Source organism: Erythrobacter donghaensis, assembly GCF_002155425.1.
GTDB lineage: Bacteria > Pseudomonadota > Alphaproteobacteria > Sphingomonadales > Sphingomonadaceae > Erythrobacter > Erythrobacter donghaensis.
Map to the genome: position 1 here is coordinate 34959 of NZ_MUYG01000006.1, position 16836 is coordinate 51794.

Annotated in this window: 16 protein-coding genes; 11 read left to right on the forward strand and 5 right to left on the reverse strand. The window is 66.5% G+C overall.

The genetic code is table 11. The features are described from left to right. Positions 1–3: 3 nt before the first annotated feature. A complete protein-coding gene (locus BZF59_RS01515; RefSeq protein WP_086606484.1) occupies positions 4–666 on the reverse strand; it encodes a TetR/AcrR family transcriptional regulator in 663 nt (220 codons plus the stop codon). 94 nt (positions 667–760) lie between these two features. Here BZF59_RS01515 and BZF59_RS01520 point away from each other — a divergent pair, with 94 nt between their 5' ends. The 4 genes from BZF59_RS01520 to BZF59_RS01535 are packed head-to-tail and all read left to right on the forward strand — an operon-like array spanning position 761 to position 5116. Further along, complete coding sequence (locus BZF59_RS01520) at positions 761–1897, forward strand: ABC transporter permease (protein WP_086606485.1); 1137 nt, start codon at positions 761–763, stop codon at positions 1895–1897. Between the two features lie 14 nt (positions 1898–1911). Continuing rightward, positions 1912–2643: an ABC transporter ATP-binding protein gene (locus BZF59_RS01525; protein ID WP_086606728.1), complete on the forward strand. Its 732-nt coding sequence runs from the start codon at positions 1912–1914 to the stop codon at positions 2641–2643. Between the two features lie 33 nt (positions 2644–2676). Beyond that, positions 2677–3660, forward strand: a complete 984-nt coding sequence (locus tag BZF59_RS01530; RefSeq protein ID WP_086606486.1) for an efflux RND transporter periplasmic adaptor subunit — start codon at positions 2677–2679, stop codon at positions 3658–3660. A 4-nt stretch (positions 3661–3664) separates the two neighbouring features. Continuing rightward, positions 3665–5116 (forward strand): efflux transporter outer membrane subunit, encoded by a 1452-nt coding sequence (locus BZF59_RS01535; protein WP_086606487.1) that lies wholly within the window; start codon positions 3665–3667, stop codon positions 5114–5116. Here the strand turns inward: BZF59_RS01535 and BZF59_RS01540 are convergent. The 3 genes from BZF59_RS01540 to BZF59_RS01550 are packed head-to-tail and all read right to left on the reverse strand — an operon-like array spanning position 5089 to position 7256. After that, the gene (locus tag BZF59_RS01540) at positions 5089–5682 is read right to left on the reverse strand and encodes an exopolysaccharide biosynthesis protein (protein ID WP_086606488.1); all 594 of its coding nucleotides are present in this window, start codon (positions 5680–5682) and stop codon (positions 5089–5091) included. The genes BZF59_RS01535 and BZF59_RS01540 overlap by 28 nt on opposite strands. A gap of 42 nt (positions 5683–5724) precedes the next feature. Beyond that, entirely contained in the window at positions 5725–6174 is a 450-nt protein-coding gene (locus BZF59_RS01545; protein ID WP_086606489.1) for a MaoC family dehydratase, read from the reverse strand. After that, positions 6174–7256 (reverse strand): CaiB/BaiF CoA transferase family protein, encoded by a 1083-nt coding sequence (locus tag BZF59_RS01550; RefSeq protein WP_086606490.1) that lies wholly within the window; start codon positions 7254–7256, stop codon positions 6174–6176. Before BZF59_RS01550 ends, BZF59_RS01545 begins: the two co-directional genes overlap by 1 nt. A gap of 146 nt (positions 7257–7402) precedes the next feature. Between BZF59_RS01550 and cysD the strand changes: the two genes are divergently transcribed. The 7 genes from cysD (at position 7403) to wecB (ending at position 16185) form a co-directional block, all read left to right on the forward strand. Further along, the gene (gene cysD, locus BZF59_RS01555) at positions 7403–8305 is read left to right on the forward strand and encodes a sulfate adenylyltransferase subunit CysD (protein ID WP_234036199.1); all 903 of its coding nucleotides are present in this window, start codon (positions 7403–7405) and stop codon (positions 8303–8305) included. Further along, complete coding sequence (cysN, locus tag BZF59_RS01560) at positions 8305–10254, forward strand: sulfate adenylyltransferase subunit CysN (RefSeq protein ID WP_086606492.1); 1950 nt, start codon at positions 8305–8307, stop codon at positions 10252–10254. The genes cysD and cysN overlap by 1 nt, the downstream gene beginning before the upstream one ends. An 11-nt stretch (positions 10255–10265) precedes the next feature. Then, positions 10266–11006: a 3'(2'),5'-bisphosphate nucleotidase CysQ gene (locus BZF59_RS01565; RefSeq protein ID WP_245805967.1), complete on the forward strand. Its 741-nt coding sequence runs from the start codon at positions 10266–10268 to the stop codon at positions 11004–11006. A 110-nt stretch (positions 11007–11116) separates the two neighbouring features. Beyond that, entirely contained in the window at positions 11117–12382 is a 1266-nt protein-coding gene (locus tag BZF59_RS01570) for a nucleotide sugar dehydrogenase (protein WP_086606494.1), read from the forward strand. A 2-nt stretch (positions 12383–12384) separates the two neighbouring features. Beyond that, positions 12385–13635 (forward strand): glycosyltransferase family 4 protein, encoded by a 1251-nt coding sequence (locus tag BZF59_RS01575; RefSeq protein WP_086606495.1) that lies wholly within the window; start codon positions 12385–12387, stop codon positions 13633–13635. Positions 13636–13726: 91 nt separating this feature from the next. Further along, a complete protein-coding gene (wecC, locus tag BZF59_RS01580; protein ID WP_245805968.1) occupies positions 13727–15031 on the forward strand; it encodes a UDP-N-acetyl-D-mannosamine dehydrogenase in 1305 nt (434 codons plus the stop codon). Then, positions 15028–16185, forward strand: coding sequence for a non-hydrolyzing UDP-N-acetylglucosamine 2-epimerase (gene wecB, locus BZF59_RS01585; RefSeq protein WP_086606496.1), 1158 nt, complete (start codon positions 15028–15030; stop codon positions 16183–16185). The genes wecC and wecB overlap by 4 nt, the downstream gene beginning before the upstream one ends. Here the strand turns inward: wecB and BZF59_RS01590 are convergent. Then, a complete protein-coding gene (locus tag BZF59_RS01590) occupies positions 16145–16708 on the reverse strand; it encodes a hypothetical protein (protein WP_086606497.1) in 564 nt (187 codons plus the stop codon). The genes wecB and BZF59_RS01590 overlap by 41 nt on opposite strands. Positions 16709–16836 lie beyond the last annotated feature (128 nt).

A 16836-nucleotide genomic window follows, 5' to 3' on the forward strand; every position in this document is an offset into this window, starting at 1 on the left:
GAATTATCGATGGGTCGGAGCGGCATAGGCAGCGAGGAACACCTCCACCGCGCCGCGGATGCGCCGGTCACGCTCCTGCGGGCTCACATCGGCGCCGAAGCGGCGCTCCAGATCGCCCATGCCCTTGCACAGCGAGACGAATTGTTCGGCCGCCAGCAGCGGGTCTTCGATCACCAGTTCGCCCGCTTCTGCTGCGCGCGCCAGCCATGCGCCGAAGCCCTGCTTCATGCGCCACGGCCCGGCTTCGAGAAAGGCCGCGCCGATCGCCGGATCATGCTCGGTTTCGGCGGCGATGCGGCGTTCGAACTGGATCATCTCGGGGCGGAAAAGGAAGCCGTGGATCGCTTGCCCGATTGCGGTCAGGCGTTCGCGAATCGTGCCGGCCGGCATGGTTTCGAGCGAAAAGTGCCCGCGCATCTTTTCGCATTCGCATTCGACCGCGGCGGCAAACAGCGCGCGCTTGTCGCCGAACTGGTTATAGATCGTGACCTTGGAGACACCCGCATCGGCCGCGACCTGTTCGATCGCGGTGGCGGCATAGCCGTGCTGGAAGAAGTGCTGGGCCGCCGTTTCGACAATCGCCAGCCGCTTGCCTTCATCGAGCGGACGCCCGACCCGGCGGGCTGCTGGATTTTTTCTCGAAACTGATAAACTGCCGGTTGACAATGTGAACGGTCCCGTTCAATTAAACGCTACCGTTCAATATTGGGCTGTCAGGCTCAGGATTGCAACCCTCCCCCGTCGCAGAGGTTCCCCGCCCGTGCTGTGGATTGCCATCAGGATGCTCACCGGAGACGCCCAGAAATTCTACGGGCTGTTGTTCGGCATCGGTTTTTCCACCCTGCTCATCACCCAGCAGATGACGATTTTCGTCAATCTGGTGGAGCGCGGGGCGAGCGGGGTCTACAACGCGCCCGAGGCCGAGGTGTGGGTGATGGACCCGGTCAGCCGCACCACCGATGTCAGCTACGCCATGCCCGCGACCGCGCTCGACCGGGTGCGGTCGGTCAAGGGGGTGGAATGGGCGGTGCCGCATCTGCGCGCAGTGGCCAATGTCCGCACCAAGGACGGCGATCTGGAAGGCGTCGCCGTGATCGGGGTGGATGATGCGACCCTCATCGGACTGCCCGAGCGCATGAAGGAGGGCGACAAGTCGGTGCTGTTCGCGCCCGACAGCGTGGTGATCGACGACACCGGCACCACCCGCTTCTTCCCGCCCGAACAAAGCCCGATCGGCGAGCGGCTCGAACTCAACGATCAGCGCGCGGTGATCCGCGGCATCGCCGATGCGATCCCCAGCTTCACCAGCACCGTGGTGCTCTACACCCGCTATTCCAACGCGCTCAATTTCGTGCCGGGCACCCGCAATCGCCTGTCCTTCGTGCTGGTCGGCGTGAGCGAGGGCGAAACCCCCGAAGCCGTCGCCGCGCGGATCGAGGCGGCAACCGGATTGCAGGCGCAGACCCGCGAAGAATTCTCGCAGGCAGGCGTCAATTTCATCATCGAAAACACCGGCATCCCGACCAATTTCGGGATCACCGTGTTCCTCGGCTTTGTGGTCGGGATCGCCATCGTCGGCCTGACCTTCAGCCTGTTCCTGCGCGACAACATCAAGCAGTTCGGCGCGCTGAAGGCGATCGGCGTGACCAATGCCAAGATCGTGCAGATGGTCGCCGCGCAGGCGGGACTCGTCGGCATGATCGGCTACGCGCTCGGCGTGATCGGCACGGTTGCCTTTATCCGCGGGTTCGGGGCGAATCCCTTCTTCAAGGGCTTCTACATCCCCTGGCAAATCCCGCTGATCAGCCTTGCCGCCGTCGTGGTGATCCTTGCCATCACCGGCCTGATCGCAATCCGGTCTGTGCTCAAGACCGAACCGGCCTCGGTGTTCCGGTGAGCGAGGGGGCGATCATGGAAACCACCACATCCGGCAACTGCGCGCCCGAAGCGGCGATCTGCGCGCGCGGCATTGCCCGCGATTTCGAGGCCGGGCAGACCACCATCCGCGTGCTCCACGGGATCGACACCGACATTCGCCCGGGCGAGCTCACCTATGTCGTGGGGGAGAGCGGATCGGGCAAGACGACGCTGATCTCGATCATGTGCGGCATCCTTTACCCGACCGAGGGCGAGGTGAAGGTGTTCGGCACCGACATTTACAGCCTGACCGATACCGAGCTGGTCAATTTCCGCCTCAAGAACATCGGTTTCATCTTCCAGCAGTACAACCTCATCCCATCGATCGATGTCGCCTCCAACGCCGCAGTGCCGCTGATCGCGCAGGGGATGCCGCGCGAGCAGGCGCGTGAGAAAGCCAAGGTGCTGCTCGACAAGCTCAATATCGGCAATCAGGCCGACAAGCTGCCCCGCCAGCTTTCGGGCGGGCAGCAGCAGCGCGTCGCCATCGCCCGCGCGCTGGTGCACGAGCCGCGCCTTGTCGTCTGCGACGAGCCGACCGCCGCGCTGGATGCCTCTTCGGGTCGCCGGGTGATGGACCTGCTGCGCGAAGTCGCAGTCGCGCCCGACCGGGCCTGCATCATCGTCACCCACGACAACCGCATCTTCGATCTCGCCGACCGCATCATCGTGCTCGAAGACGGGCGCATCACCCATGACGGGAAGGAGATGCCCGATGGCCACTGACACCCACACCCTTTCGAACCCGCCGAGGACGCCATGCTCCGCAATCTAAGCTTTGCCCGCCAGATCCTCCCGGCCCTTGCGCTGATCGGCCTTGCCGTCGCGGTGTGGCTGGTCCTTGGCGGCCTGCCCGACCGCTCGACCGCGCAGCCCGCCGAACAGCCGCCCAAGGCGGTCGGCAAGCTCGCCAATGAACCGCGCGTGGCCGGTGCCGGAATCGTCGAACCGGCGAGCGAGATCATCGACATCGGATCGGCGCTGTCGGGCCTCGTCACCGATGTCCGCGTGCGCCCCGGCGACCGGGTGGAGAAGGGCCAGGTGCTTTTCACCGTCGATGCCCGCGCCGCGCAGGCGAGCCTTGCGCAGGCCAACGCCGCGATCGGCGAAGCGCGTGCCGCCATCGCCGAAGCCAGCACCGCACAGAAGACCGCACGCGAGCAGCTGGCACTCTATCGCGGCCTCGGCGATCCGGCCGCGGTGAGCCGCGCCGAAGTGATCCGCGCCGAGGGCGAGGAAGCCGCCGCGACCAGCCGCCTCGGTAGCGCTCGCGCGCGCCTTGCCGCCGCGCAATCCGCCGCCGCCGCCGCGCGCACCGAGATCGAGCGGCTGGTGATCCGCGCGCCGATCGCGGGCGAGATTCTCGCGGTCAACATTCGTCCGGGCGAATTCGTCGCAACGCAGGGCGGCGGGAACAGCCAGCCCTTTATCCAGATGGGCCAGACCAACCCGCTCCACGTGCGCGTCGACATCGACGAGAACGAAGTCGCGCGCGTCGCGCTGGGCCAGCCTGCGGTGGTCTCTCCGCGCGGCGCTGCCGAGTTGCATGTCGAAGCGACCTTCGTCCGGGCCGAGCCGCAGGTGGTGCCCAAGCGCTCGCTCACCAATTCCGCCGCCGAGCGGGTGGATGTGCGCGTGCTCCAGCTGATCTATGCGCTGCCGCCCTCGGATGATTTCCGCGTCGGCCAGCAGATCGACGCCTTCATCCCCGCCAAGGCCCCGGCGGCGAAGGGGGAGCAGTAAGGCCATGAGCCGCTCGCCCCGCGTCCCCGCCCCCCGCCTCCTCGCCGCTACAGGCCTGCCATTGCTGCTGGCCGCCTGCGCGTTTCAACCCGCGCCCGAGATCGCGACGCCGACCCCGGAGCTGCCGCGTGCCTTCTTCTATGCGCCGGAAGCCGGAACCAGCGCTGCGCTTGCCGCGCTGCTGCCAAATGACGATCCGGCGTGGCGCGCTCTCTCCTCCGCGGCGCTCGCCGACGCACCGAGCCTTGCCGAAGCCGCCGCACGAATCGACGCCGCCCGCGCCGGGGCGCGCCGCGCGGGGGCCGAGCGACTGCCCAATATCGGGGCCGACGCCAGCGTCACCCGCAACCGTATCAACCCGGCGCAGTTCGGAGCGGCGGGCCAGCAGGGCTTCATCCCGCGCGAACAGACCTCCTACGGCGCGAACATTACCGCGAGCTGGGATCCCGACATCTTCGGGCGGCTGCGGGCCGAGGAGCGCGCAGCGCTCGCGCGGATCGACGCTGCCTCGGCACAGGCGCAGGGCGTGCGGCTGGCGCTGCTGGCCGAGATCGCCGCAAGCGTAATCGACTGGCGCGTGATCGAGGCGCGTGGGCAAGCGATCGCCTCCGATGCCGAGGCCGCGCAGGCGCTCGCAGGACTTGCCAAAGTGCGCGAGGATGCTGGGATCGCCCCCGGCTTCGACCGCGTCCGGGCCGAGGCAACCGCCAGCGGATCGGCCACGCGACTTGCGGCGCTCGAAAGCGAGCGCGCGCGGCTCGTCGGGCGGCTGGTGACGCTGACCGGGCAGGACGCCGCCAGCGTCAGGGCTGCGCTTGAGCAACCATCGGCAACGCTGGCCCCCGCCGGTGCGCCCGCAACGCTCCCTTCCGAACTGCTTGCCAACCGGCCCGATGTCGCCGCCGCGGCAGCCAATCTCGCCGCGAGCGACGCCGACCTTGCCGCCGCCGCCCGCGCGCGCTTCCCGCGCATCACGCTGTCGGGCGTGATCGGGCTACTCGCCTTCGATCCCGAGGACTTCTTCAACGATTCCATCGTCGGCACGCTGACCGCCGGGATCGCCGGGCCGCTGCTCGATTTCGGCCGTGTGGGCGCCGGGATTGACGCCGCCGCCGCCGACAAGCGCGCCGCTTTCGCCGCCTATCGCGGGGCGGTCTATCAGGCGCTGGGCGATGCCGAGACGGCCTATGGCATCGTCACCGCCGCCGATGCCGAGGCGCAGCTGGCCCTCGCACAGCGCGACCAGCTGACCCGCGCTGCGGCGATCGCAGAGACCCGCTACCGCGCCGGGCTCGCCAGCTTCCTCGAAGTGCTCGAAGCGCGCCGCGCTGCGGATTCGAGCGGCGAGAATGCAGCGGCGGCGCTCGGCCGGGCGGCACGTGCGCGGGTGGTGCTGTGGCAGGCGCTGGGCGGCGATCCGGCGCCCGATCAGGCAGAGAACCAGTACACCCCATAACCCAGCGCGCCGATCGCGACTGCCCCGCCGATCAGCATCACTAGCCCATCGCGCACCATCATAGCGAGGCTGAGGATCGCAATCGCCAGAAACGGCGCGGCGGCGGCGAAGGGCACCAGCTCCAGCACCGGCAGCGCGCAGCACAGCACCGCGATCAGCCCGGCCACCACACGGCGGACGGGGCCGCTGGCGAGTGTCTGGAGCCGTCCCTTGGCAATCTGGTCGAGCACGCCGGCGATCCGGTCGAGCTTGTCGCTGGCCTTGGTCAGCTTGTCCGAAGCGACCCCGCGCCGGGTGATGAAAGCCGGCAACCACAGGTGCTCACGCCCGAAGGCCATCTGCAATGCGATCACCGCGATGCACAGGCCGATGATCGTCGGCACCGTCGGTATCCCGCCGACCGGTGTCACGCCGATGAGCGCGAGGATCAGCATCAGCGGAGCAAAGGACCGATCGCCGAATTCGTCGAGCAGATCGTCGATCGAAACGTCGTCTTCGCGCTCCGCGATGTCCTCGATCCCGTCGACGACCTCGCCGATGCTGCTTGCATTTTCGCTGTCCGCCATGTGCGCCTCCTGCCGAGGGTAAGCGTTGCGGCGGCGAATTGTTCAGCCCTTGCGTTGCAGCAGTGCCGTCCGGTCGCAGCGGCACACCACCTCGTCGCGCTGGTTCCACATCTCGTGCGTGAAGGTGACGATCCCGGCATCGGGGCGCGATTTGCTCTCCCGCAGTTCCTTCACCTCGGAATAGGCGCGCAGCGTGTCGCCGATGAACACCGGTTTGGGCGTCACCACCTTGTCGAAGCCGAGGTTGGCGACCAGTGTGCCGAGCGTCGTCTCGCCCACCGACAGCCCGACCAGCAAGCTGAAGGTGAAGGTCGAATTGACGAGGATCTGGCCGAACCCGCTGGCCTTGGCCGTCTCGACATCGAGATGCAGCGGCTGCGGGTTGTGGGTCATCGTGGAGAACAGCAGGTTGTCGGTCTCGGTCACGGTGCGGCGGATCGGGTGTTCGATGCGCTCACCCACCTGCCATTCGTCGAAATACTTGCCCGCCATCAGCCTGCCTCCGCCCAGCTTGCGACCACGTCCGCGCCGTCATCCGCGCTGGAGCGCACAGCCCCCGGCGTGCGGCTGAAGCGCGGCGCGGGGGCGGTGTGCCACATCCCGTCATGCTCGACATAGGCGCCGCGCGCCTTCATGTGCGGGTGCTCGCGCGCTTCCTCGATGGCGAGCACGGGCGCGAAGCAGGCGTCGGTGCCTTCGAGCAATTCGCACCACTCGGCTTGCGTCTTGGTGAGGAACAGTGCGGCGAGTTTCTCTGCGTAGTCGTCCCAGTTGGCGGGGTTCATCTGCCCCTGCGCCAGCTCCTCCGGCGCGCCGGTGCGGGCCAGTAGCTCGGCATAGAACTGCGGCTCGATCGACCCCAGAGATATCTCCTTCCCGTCGGCACAGCGGAAGCAGCGATAGAAATGCGCCGCGCCGCCGAGCATCCCCTTGCCGCGCTCGGTGGAAAGATGCGGCATGTGGCGGACCCCGAAGAAGAAGCTCATCAGGCTGGTCGCCCCGTCGACGATCGCGGCATCGACCACCTGCCCCTTGCCCGAGCGCTCGCGTTCGTAGAGCGCGGCCATGATCCCGAAGGCGCAATACATCGACCCGCCGCCGAAATCGCCGACGAGGTTCTGCGGCGGGGTGGCGGTCTCGCCCGCCTTGCCGACCGCCGCGAGCGCGCCGGTGATCGCGATGTAGTTGATGTCGTGCCCCGCGGCCTGCGCCAGCGGGCCTTCCTGCCCCCAGCCGGTCATGCGGGCATAGACGAGCCGGGGGTTGGCCTCGAGCAGCACCTCCGGCCCCAGCCCCAGCCGCTCCATCACGCCGGGGCGGAAGCCTTCGATCAGCACATCGGCACTGGCAGCGGCGGCGAGCACCTGCGCGCGGCCCTCCTCGCTTTTGAGATCGAGCGCCAGCCGGTGCCTTGCGCGTTCCACCACCGGATTGCTCACGGTGCCGCCCGGCCGGTCGATCCGCACCACTTCCGCGCCCAGATCAGCCAGCAGCATCGCGACATGCGGCCCCGGCCCGATCGCGGCAAATTCCAGCACCCGAAGCCCTGCCAGCGGGCCGCTCGATTGGCTCATGTGTCTCTCCCTTTGGCGCAAGTCTCTGACGCGGCAGGAACGCGAGAGCAAGTCTCGACATCGCTAGCGCAGGCCCAAGCGGCACCATCCTTCAGCAAAGCCAAATTTGCTTGTTTTGTGCAATGCAGCGTGTAGCAACCCCCGCCATGCGTAGTCTTACCCACCTCGAGCGGCTCGAAGCCGAGAGCATTCACATTTTCCGCGAAGTCGTGGCCGAGGCAGAGAATCCGGTCATGCTCTACTCGGTGGGCAAGGACAGCTCGGTGATGCTGCATCTGGCGAGGAAGGCCTTCTATCCCGCGCCGCCGCCCTTCCCGATGCTGCACGTGGCGAGCGGGTGGGACTTCGGCGATCTGCTCGCCCACCGCGACCGCACGGTGCGCGAATACGGGCTGAAGCTGATCATCGCCGAAAACGAGGATGCCGAGGCGCAGGGGATCAACCCCTTCGACACCGGCAGCGCGCTCTATTCGCAGGCGCAGCTGACCGATCCACTCAAGCGCGCGCTGACCGCCCACGGCTTTGACGCAGCCTTCGGCGGCGGGCGGCGCGACGAGGAAAAGGCCCGCGCGAAGGAGCGCATCTTCAGTTTCCGCAACGCCGCGCACCGCTGGGACCCGAAGAACCAGCGCCCCGAGCTGTGGAACCTCTACAACGCCAAGAAGGCCAAGGGCGAAAGCATCCGCGTCTTCCCGATCTCGAACTGGACCGAGCTCGACATCTGGCAGTACATCGCGCTCGAAAACATCGACATCGTGCCGCTCTATTTCAGCAAGCCCCGCCCGACGGTGGAGCGCGACGGCATGATCCTCGTGGTGGACGACGAACGCTTCCGGCTGGAAGAAGGCGAGGAGCCCGTCACCCGTTCGGTCCGCTTCCGCACGCTGGGCTGCTACCCGCTGACCGGCGCGACGGAAAGCGACGCGACCGAGATGAACCACATCATTCAGGAAATGCTGCTCGCCACCGGCTCGGAACGCCAGGGCCGCGCGATCGACAAGGGGCAGTCGGCGAGCATGGAAGACAAGAAGCAGGAGGGATATTTCTGATGGACACGCCCTCCAGCTTCCAGACCGACAGCCTCATTGCCGAGGATATCGACGCCTATCTCGACCAGCACCAGCACAAGAGCCTGCTGCGCTTTATCACCTGCGGCAGCGTGGATGATGGCAAGTCGACCCTGATCGGGCGGCTGCTTTACGACAGCAAGATGATCTTCGAGGATCAGCTCGCCGCGCTTGAAAGCGACAGCAAGCGCCACGGCACGCAGGGCGAGGAGATCGACTTCGCGCTGCTGGTCGACGGTCTCGCCGCCGAACGCGAGCAGGGCATCACGATCGACGTCGCCTATCGGTTCTTCACGACGGAAAAGCGCAAGTTCATCGTCGCCGATACGCCGGGGCATGAACAATACACCCGCAACATGGTCACCGGCGCTTCGACCGCCGACCTCGCCGTGATCCTGATCGACGCGAGGAAGGGCGTGCTGCAACAGACGCGGCGGCATTCCTATCTCGTCCACTTGCTCGGCATCCGGCATGTGGTGCTGGCGGTGAACAAGATGGATCTCGTCGGCTACGACCAGTCGACCTTCGAGCATATCGTCGCGGACTACCGCACCTTCGCCAAGAGCATCGGGATCGCGGACTTCACCGCCATCCCGATCTCGGGCTTCAAGGGCGACAACATCACGACCGCGCCCTCGGCCAACACGCCGTGGTATGATGGCCCCGCGCTGATCGAGCACCTTGAAACCGTCGAAGTCGATGCGGCGGCTGCGCAAGAGCAGCCGTTCCGCATGCCGGTGCAGTGGGTCAACCGGCCTAATCTCGACTTCCGCGGGTTCGCCGGACAGATCGCCAGCGGCACGGTGCGCCCCGGCGATGCGGTGCGGATCGTGCCTTCGGGCAAGACCAGCACCGTCAAGACGATCGTCGCTGTTCCAAGTGGCGGTTTTGCAGGCAAAACCGATGGCTTCGACGCCGAACTCGACGAGGCGGTCGCGGGCCAGTCGGTCACGCTGACGCTGGCCGACGAGGTCGATTGCTCGCGCGGCGATCTGATCGCGGCGGCAGGCGATCCGCCGCAGGCTTCCGATCAGTTCCGCGCCACGCTGGTGTGGATGGACGAAGAAGCGCTGAAGCCGGGCCGGGGTTACTGGCTCAAGCTCGGCACGCAGATGGTCACCGCCACCATCCAGCCGCCCGAATACGAAATCGACGTCAACAGCCTCGAGCATCTCGCGGCCAAGACCCTGGGCCTCAACGGCATCGGCGTCGCCGAATTCGCCACCGACCGCGCGATCGCCTTCGAGCCCTATGCCGTCAACCGCCAGCTTGGCGGATTCATCCTGATCGACAAGTTCACCAACGCGACCATCGCGGCGGGGATGATCGAATTCAGCCTGCGCCGCGCGGACAATGTCCACTGGCAGCCGACCGCAATCACCCGCGACGATCACGCCGGGATGAAAAACCAGACGCCGCGCGTGCTGTGGTTCACCGGACTTTCGGGCAGCGGCAAGTCGACCATCGCCAACGAGGTCGAAAAACAGCTGTTCCTGATGAACCGCCACACCTTCCTGCTCGATGGCGACAACGTGCGCCACGGGCTCAACCGCGATCTCGGCTTTACCGAGGCCGACCGGATCGAGAACATCCGCCGCGTGGGCGAAGTCTCCAAGCTGATGGCGGATGCAGGCCTGATCGTGCTCACCGCCTTCATCTCGCCGTTCCGTGCCGAGCGGCGGATGGTGCGCGACATGCTGCCCGATGGCGAATTCATCGAGATCTTCGTTGACACCCCGCTGGAGGTTGCCGAAGGGCGCGACGTCAAGGGCCTCTACAAGAAGGCGCGCGAGGGCAAGCTCAAGAACTTCACCGGCATCGACAGCCCCTATGAAGCGCCCGAGAACCCGGAAATCCGCGTCAACACCGTGGACATGACCCCCGAGGAAGCGGCGCGCTACATCATCCAGCAGATCCTGCCGCTCAAATGAGCATCGCGGCGATGACCGATGCCGAGCTGGCCGCGCACCTCGCCGAGACGGCAGGGCGCCTGCTCGTCGATGTGCGCACCAGCGGGGTGTTCACCGGCAAGGCGCTCGGCAAGGCGGGCGACGCGACCGCCAACGAATTTCTGTGCCACGCAATCCGCCATGCGCGGCCCGATGACGGGCTGCTGTCGGAGGAGGAAAAGGACGACACGCGGCGTTGCGCGCAGAGCCGGGTGTGGATCGTCGATCCGGTCGATGGCACCCGCGAATATGGCGAGGCGCGCGCCGACTGGGCGGTGCATGTGGCGCTGGCGGTGGACGGGATCGCGCAGGTCGGCGCAGTCGCGCTTCCGGGCCTTGGCGGCGGCCTTGTCCTGCGCTCCGACCAGCCGCAGCCCCTGCCTGCGATGGCCGAGCGCCCGCGCTTCCTCGTCAGCCGCACGCGGCCCGCTGCCGAGGCTCATGCCGTTGCAGAGGTGCTGGGCGGAGAGCTTGTGCCGATGGGCAGCGCCGGGGCCAAGGCGATGGCGGTGGTGCGGGGCGAGGCGGAGGTCTATCTCCATTCCGGCGGGCAGTATGAATGGGACAGCTGCGCCCCCGTCGCCGTCGCCGCCGCGCACGGTCTTCACTGTTCGCGCATCGACGGCAGCCCGCTGGTCTATAATCAGCCCGACACATACATGCCGGACCTGCTGATCTGCCGTCCCGAATGGGCCGAGCGGGTGCTGGCAGAGGTCGCCAGTCTGGCAGGCTGAAACTGACGCGCGGCGAACGACCGGCGTGCGGCCTGTTGTGCATTGCAACATCGAAAGGTGCTTGCTAGTCCCGCCGCCAAGCCGAGGGTCGCACCTTCTGGGGGAATCTTGTGAAAGTTGCCATTTTTGGACTCGGTTACGTCGGCTCCACCGCCGCAGGCTGCATCGCCAGCCAGGGGCACACGATCATCGGAGTCGATGTCAGCGAGGCCAAGGTCGCAGCCCTCAACGAAGGCCGCGCGCCGGTCTATGAACCCGGTCTCGACGATCTGATCGCCGCCGCCCACGCCGATGGCCGAGTGAACGCGGTGACGCGGCTGACCGACGAGCTTGACGATGCCGACCTCGCCATCGTCTGCGTCGGCACGCCAAGCGGCGTCGATGGCGCGCACAACATGAGCTACATCGCGCAGGTCACCCGTGCGATTGCTGCGGCGATCAAGCCCGACCGCAAGACGCCGCTCACTCTCGCTTACCGTTCGACCATGCGCCCCGGTTCGTGCGAGAACATCATCTGGCCGATCATCCAGAGCCATCTGGGCGACGCGGCGGAGAGTGCGGTCGAGCTGGTCTACAACCCCGAATTCCTGCGCGAAGCCTCGGCGATCGAGGATTTCTTCAATCCCCCCAAGATCGTGATCGGCACGCTGGGCGGGAAGCCGTCGGCCAACATGGCCAAGCTCAACGAAGGCATCGAAGCGCCGGTCTTCGAAGTCGGCCTGCGCGAGGCGGAGATCACCAAGTTCGTCGATAATTCGTGGCACGCGGTCAAGGTCGCCTTCGCCAATGAAATCGGGCGGGTGTGCCAGAACCTCGGCATCTCGGCCAAGGAGGTCCACGCAATCTTCAAGAGCGACACCAAGCTCAACCTCAGCGCCTATTACACCCGTCCGGGCGGTGCCTTCGGTGGATCGTGCCTGCCCAAGGATGTGCGCGCGCTGCAATATATCGCTGCCGACACCGGCTCGGCCACGCATCTGGTGGATGCACTGATCCGTTCGAACGAAGCGCACAAGCACCACCAGTTCCTGCACGCCACCGCAGGGATCGAGCCCGGTGCCAAGGTGCTGCTGGTCGGGCTCGCCTTCAAGCTCGAGACCGATGACCTGCGCGAAAGCCCGGCGGTCGACATGGCGAGGAAGCTCCTCGAGGCGGGCTACGATCTCGACATCTACGATCCCAAGGTCGCGCCCGATAACCTTGTCGGCCAGAACCTCGGCTACGCCTATTCGGTGCTGCCGCGCATCGACGGGCTGATGGTGACCAAGGACGTCGCCGAAAGCCGCGATTATGCCCGCATCATCGCCACCAACCGGCTGATCGACACGCTCGCCGTCGAGAAGGCCAAGGTCGTCGACACCAGCGCGATCGCCTGACGATGAACGCGCCCGCCAGCATCGCTGCCGAAGAAGGCATCCCCGCCGTCATCGAGGGCGAGCCGCTCAAGGGCCGCCATGTGCTGATCGTGGTCGAGAACCTCCCCCTGCCGTTCGACCGGCGGGTGTGGCAGGAGGCGCGGACGCTCAAGGCGGCGGGCGCGCATGTCTCGATCATCTGTCCGACCGGCAAGGGCTACGAAAGCCGCTTCGAAGTGATCGAAGGCATCGAGATCCACCGCCACCCCCTGCCGCTGGAAGCCAAGGGCGCGATCGGCTTCCTCGCCGAATATGGCGCGGCGCTGTTCTGGGAGACGGTGCTGGCATGGCGCATTCACCGCAAGCGCCGCATCGACGTGATCCAGGGCTGCAACCCGCCCGATCTGATCTTCCTTGTCGCCCTGCCGTTCAAGCTCTTCGGTGTGCGCTACATCTTCGATCACCACGACATCAATCCCGAGCTTTACGAAGCCAAGTTCGACAAGCGCGGGTTCTTCTGGCAGTTGATGGTGCTGTTCGAGAAGCTGACCTTCAAGGCGGCGGATGTCTCGATCGCCACCAACCATTCCTATCGGAAAATCGCCATCGAGCGCGGCGGCATGGCGCCCGAGCGCGTTCACGTGGTGCGATCCGGCCCTGACCTCTCCAAGCTCAAGCGCGTGCCCCCGGTCGAAAGCTGGAAGAATGGCCGCGCGCATATGGTCGGCTATGTCGGGGTGATGGGCGAGCAGGAGGGGATCGACCTCCTGATCGACGCGGTCGAGCACATCGTGCGCACAATGCAGCGCGAGGACATCCAGTTCGTGCTGGTCGGCGGCGGCCCTGCGCTGGCGGAGTTGAAGGACATGACCGCCGCGCGCGGCCTCGGCGATTTCATCACCTTCACCGGCCGCGCGCCCGATCAGGACCTGTTCGAGGTGCTCTCGACCATGGACCTCGGCGTCAACCCCGACCGGGTCAACGCGATGAACGACAAGTCGACCATGAACAAGATCATGGAATATATGAGCCTCGGCAAACCGATGGTGCAGTTCGACGTCACCGAGGGGCGGTTCTCCGCGCAGGACGCCTCGCTCTATGCCGAGGCGAACAACCCGGTCGACATGGCCGAGAAGATCGTCGCGCTGGTCGATGATCCAGCCGCGCGCGACCGCATGGGTGCCTATGGCCGCGAGCGCGTGGTGAGCGAACTCAACTGGCAGCACCAGATCACCCCGCTGCTCGCCGCCTATACGCAGGCACTCGGCAAGTAAGCCGCTTCACATGGTAAAATCGCGGCAAGCCTAACGCGATTTTAAGGGCTTTGCGGCCATCACCCGTCCCGAAAACCGGGACTTTGACCGCATGAACGCTCCTTTCGATGCCACCGCCGCGCTTGGGCGCAAGGCTCTCGGCCATCCTGCGCCCGACCATCAGGTCGCGGTGATTGGGCTGGGCTATATCGGCCTGCCCACCGCCGCGCTGCTCGCCTCCTACGGCTGGAGCGTGTGCGGCGTGGACGTCTCGCCCAAGGTGGTCGAGACCGTCAATGCCGGCGGCGTCCATATCGAGGAGCGCGATCTCGACAAGCTGGTGCATGATGCGATCACCGCGCAGACGCTGGTCGCTTCGACCGAAGTGCCCACCGCCAGTTTCTACATGATCGCTGTGCCGACCCCGCTGGGGCCCGACAACGCGCCCGACATTTCCTATGTCGAGGCCGCCGCGCGCGCCATCGCGCCCAAGATCCTGCCGGGCGCCTGCGTCATCGTAGAAAGCACCTCGCCGGTCGGCACCACCGAGCGCGTGGCGCAAATCATCAGCGAATTGCGCCCGGACATCGTCGTGCCCAGGGACGGCAGCGATGAGGAAGCCGACATCGCGCTCGCCTATTGCCCCGAGCGGGTCTTGCCGGGCCGGATCGTCAACGAACTCGTCCACAACGACCGCGTGATCGGCGGTGTGACCGCCGCCTGCGCCGAACGCGCGGCGGTGCTCTACACCAGCTTCGTCAAGGGCGACTGCCTCTACACCACCGCGCGTGTGGCCGAGACGGTGAAGCTGGTCGAAAACTCCTTCCGCGACGTCAACATCGCCTTTGCCAACGAACTCTCAATGATCGCCGACGTGATCGGGGTGGATGTGTGGGAAGTGATCCGCCTCGCCAACCGTCACCCGCGCGTCAACATCCTGCAACCCGGCCCCGGTGTGGGCGGGCATTGCATCGCGGTCGACCCGTGGTTCCTTGTGGCAGGTGCGCCCTCGGCCGCGCGGCTGGTGAAGACCGCGCGCGAGGTGAACGACCACAAGGCGGTGCACACCGAAGGCAAGATCCGCGCGCTGCTCGACGCTGCGCCAGACGGCAAGGTCGCGCTGCTCGGCCTCGCCTTCAAGCCCGATATCGACGACTTCCGCGAAAGCCCCGCGCTCGAAATCGCCGAGGCGCTGGCCCGCACCCATGGCAATCGCATTCTGGTGGTCGAGCCCTTCACCGACGCGCTGCCCAAGGCCTTCGATGGCACGGGCGCAGAGCTGGTGACGCTTGACGCAGGGCTTCGGCAGGCGGAGATTGTGGTCGTGCTGGTCGATCACACCGCGTTCAAACACCTCTCCCCCGCCGACCTTGCGGGCAAGCTGGTGTTCGACACGCGGGGAATGCTCCGCCGATGAGTGACGCGCGCGGGAAACCCCGCATTCTCGTCACCTTCGGCACCCGCCCCGAAGCGATCAAGATGTTCCCGGTGGTCGCTGCGCTGCGCGAGACCGGGCGTTTCGATGTGAAGGTGGTGGTCACGGCCCAGCATCGCGAGCTGCTGGACTCGGTGCTGTCGCTGGCCGGGCTGGTGCCCGATGTCGATCTCGACCTGATGCAGCCGGATCAGTCACTCGATGCACTTTCGGCGCGGCTCATTGCGCGATTTGGTGCGGTCTTGGACCAGTTGTTGCCCGATCGTGTGCTGGTGCATGGCGACACGCTGACGACGATGATGGCGAGCCTCGCGTGCTATTTCCGGCGCATTCCGGTGGGCCATGTCGAGGCCGGATTGCGCAGCGGCGACATCTATTCACCCTGGCCCGAAGAGGTGAACCGCAAGGTCACCGGCGTGATCGCCGATCTGCACTTCGCCCCCACGCCGACCGCCGCTGCCGCGCTGCGGGCCGAGAACGTGCCGGACAGCGCGGTGCATGTGACGGGCAATACGGTGATCGATGCGCTGCTGTTCGCACAGGAGCGCATCGCGGCCGATCCGGCGCTAGCCCCCGCCATCGCGCCCTTGCGGGAACGCTTCGCCGGGCGGCGGATCATTGCCGTGACCGCTCACCGGCGCGAGAATTTCGGGGCCGGGATGCAGGCGATCGCGCAGGCCCTGCAAGCGCTCGCCGCGCGCGATGATGTGGCGATCATCTACCCGCTGCACCCCAACCCCAATGTCGCCGAAGTGATGCGACCGGCGCTCGCCGGACTTGCCAATATCGCGCTGATCGAGCCGCTGGATTACCTCGATTTCGTTGCCATGATGGCCGCTTCCGACATCGTCCTGACCGACTCCGGCGGCATTCAGGAAGAGGCCCCGTCGCTCGGCAAGCCGGTGCTGGTGATGCGCGACACGACCGAGCGGCCTGAGGGCGTCGCGGCCGGAACCGCAAGGCTGGTCGGCGCGGATGCGGCTGCGATTGTCACCGAGACCAGCCGCTTGCTCGATGATGCGCAAGCCTATCAGGCGATGGCGCGGGCGCATAATCCATATGGCGACGGCACCGCCAGCCGCCGGATCGCGCAGATTATCGCCGACCTGGATTCGGCTGCCGGCGCACCAGCCTGACATAGATCATCGCCGCAGCAAGGGTCATCAGGCTCGCCCCCAGATCGGCGATCCAGTTGAGCTTTAGCGGGCCGTAGAGCGCGGAATCGAGCTGGTGCAGCGAAACGATCCGTAGCCCCACCAGCATCACCATCGCGACCGTGCTGGCCTGCGCGGCGAGCAGCGCAAGATTGCGCCGTCCCCGCGCCGCGCGCCATTGCCGCCACAGACCCCATGCGAACAGCCCCGAAACCCCGAAGATCACCGCCACCGAAAGCGGTCGCTGGAACGAGCGCCGCTCTGCATAGGCGCCTTCAACCCGCAGCATGTCGCGGAAGGAATCGCGGATCAGGTCTTCGAACCCGGCATATCGCATCGCCACCAGCAGGCCGAAGACCAGCGCGATGGCGCTCCACATGCGCCAGTGCGCCGGCGGTTGGCGATAACGGCCCGCAGCAATGGCAGCCACAAGGCAGCTGGTGGCCACGACGATATAGACCCCGGCCGCACTCAGGCTGAGCATCGAGGGGGCGGCATGGGCCATCAGATCACGCTCCGGCAGCTGGCAATCGAAAACACCGCAGCGCCGTTGCGGGGCTGCGCCACTGTCTCATGCTGATACCGCGCGAAAGAGGCAAGTCGCCGATGCATAGCGCGCGGGGGGCGCAATAA

What these genes read in the sequence shown, in the direction of transcription:
- BZF59_RS01525 (WP_086606728.1), top strand. Translation starts at nt 1,912, where the DNA reads ATGGAAACCACCACATCCGGCAACTGCGCGCCCGAAGCGGCGATCTGC.
- BZF59_RS01530 (WP_086606486.1), top strand. Translation starts at nt 2,677, where the DNA reads ATGCTCCGCAATCTAAGCTTTGCCCGCCAGATCCTCCCGGCCCTTGCG.
- BZF59_RS01535 (WP_086606487.1), top strand. Translation starts at nt 3,665, where the DNA reads ATGAGCCGCTCGCCCCGCGTCCCCGCCCCCCGCCTCCTCGCCGCTACA.
- BZF59_RS01540 (WP_086606488.1), bottom strand. Translation starts at nt 5,682, where the DNA reads ATGGCGGACAGCGAAAATGCAAGCAGCATCGGCGAGGTCGTCGACGGG.
- BZF59_RS01545 (WP_086606489.1), bottom strand. Translation starts at nt 6,174, where the DNA reads ATGGCGGGCAAGTATTTCGACGAATGGCAGGTGGGTGAGCGCATCGAA.
- BZF59_RS01550 (WP_086606490.1), bottom strand. Translation starts at nt 7,256, where the DNA reads ATGAGCCAATCGAGCGGCCCGCTGGCAGGGCTTCGGGTGCTGGAATTT.
- cysD (WP_234036199.1), top strand. Translation starts at nt 7,403, where the DNA reads ATGCGTAGTCTTACCCACCTCGAGCGGCTCGAAGCCGAGAGCATTCAC.
- cysN (WP_086606492.1), top strand. Translation starts at nt 8,305, where the DNA reads ATGGACACGCCCTCCAGCTTCCAGACCGACAGCCTCATTGCCGAGGAT.
- BZF59_RS01565 (WP_245805967.1), top strand. Translation starts at nt 10,266, where the DNA reads ATGACCGATGCCGAGCTGGCCGCGCACCTCGCCGAGACGGCAGGGCGC.
- BZF59_RS01575 (WP_086606495.1), top strand. Translation starts at nt 12,385, where the DNA reads ATGAACGCGCCCGCCAGCATCGCTGCCGAAGAAGGCATCCCCGCCGTC.
- wecC (WP_245805968.1), top strand. Translation starts at nt 13,727, where the DNA reads ATGAACGCTCCTTTCGATGCCACCGCCGCGCTTGGGCGCAAGGCTCTC.
- wecB (WP_086606496.1), top strand. Translation starts at nt 15,028, where the DNA reads ATGAGTGACGCGCGCGGGAAACCCCGCATTCTCGTCACCTTCGGCACC.
- BZF59_RS01590 (WP_086606497.1), bottom strand. Translation starts at nt 16,708, where the DNA reads ATGGCCCATGCCGCCCCCTCGATGCTCAGCCTGAGTGCGGCCGGGGTC.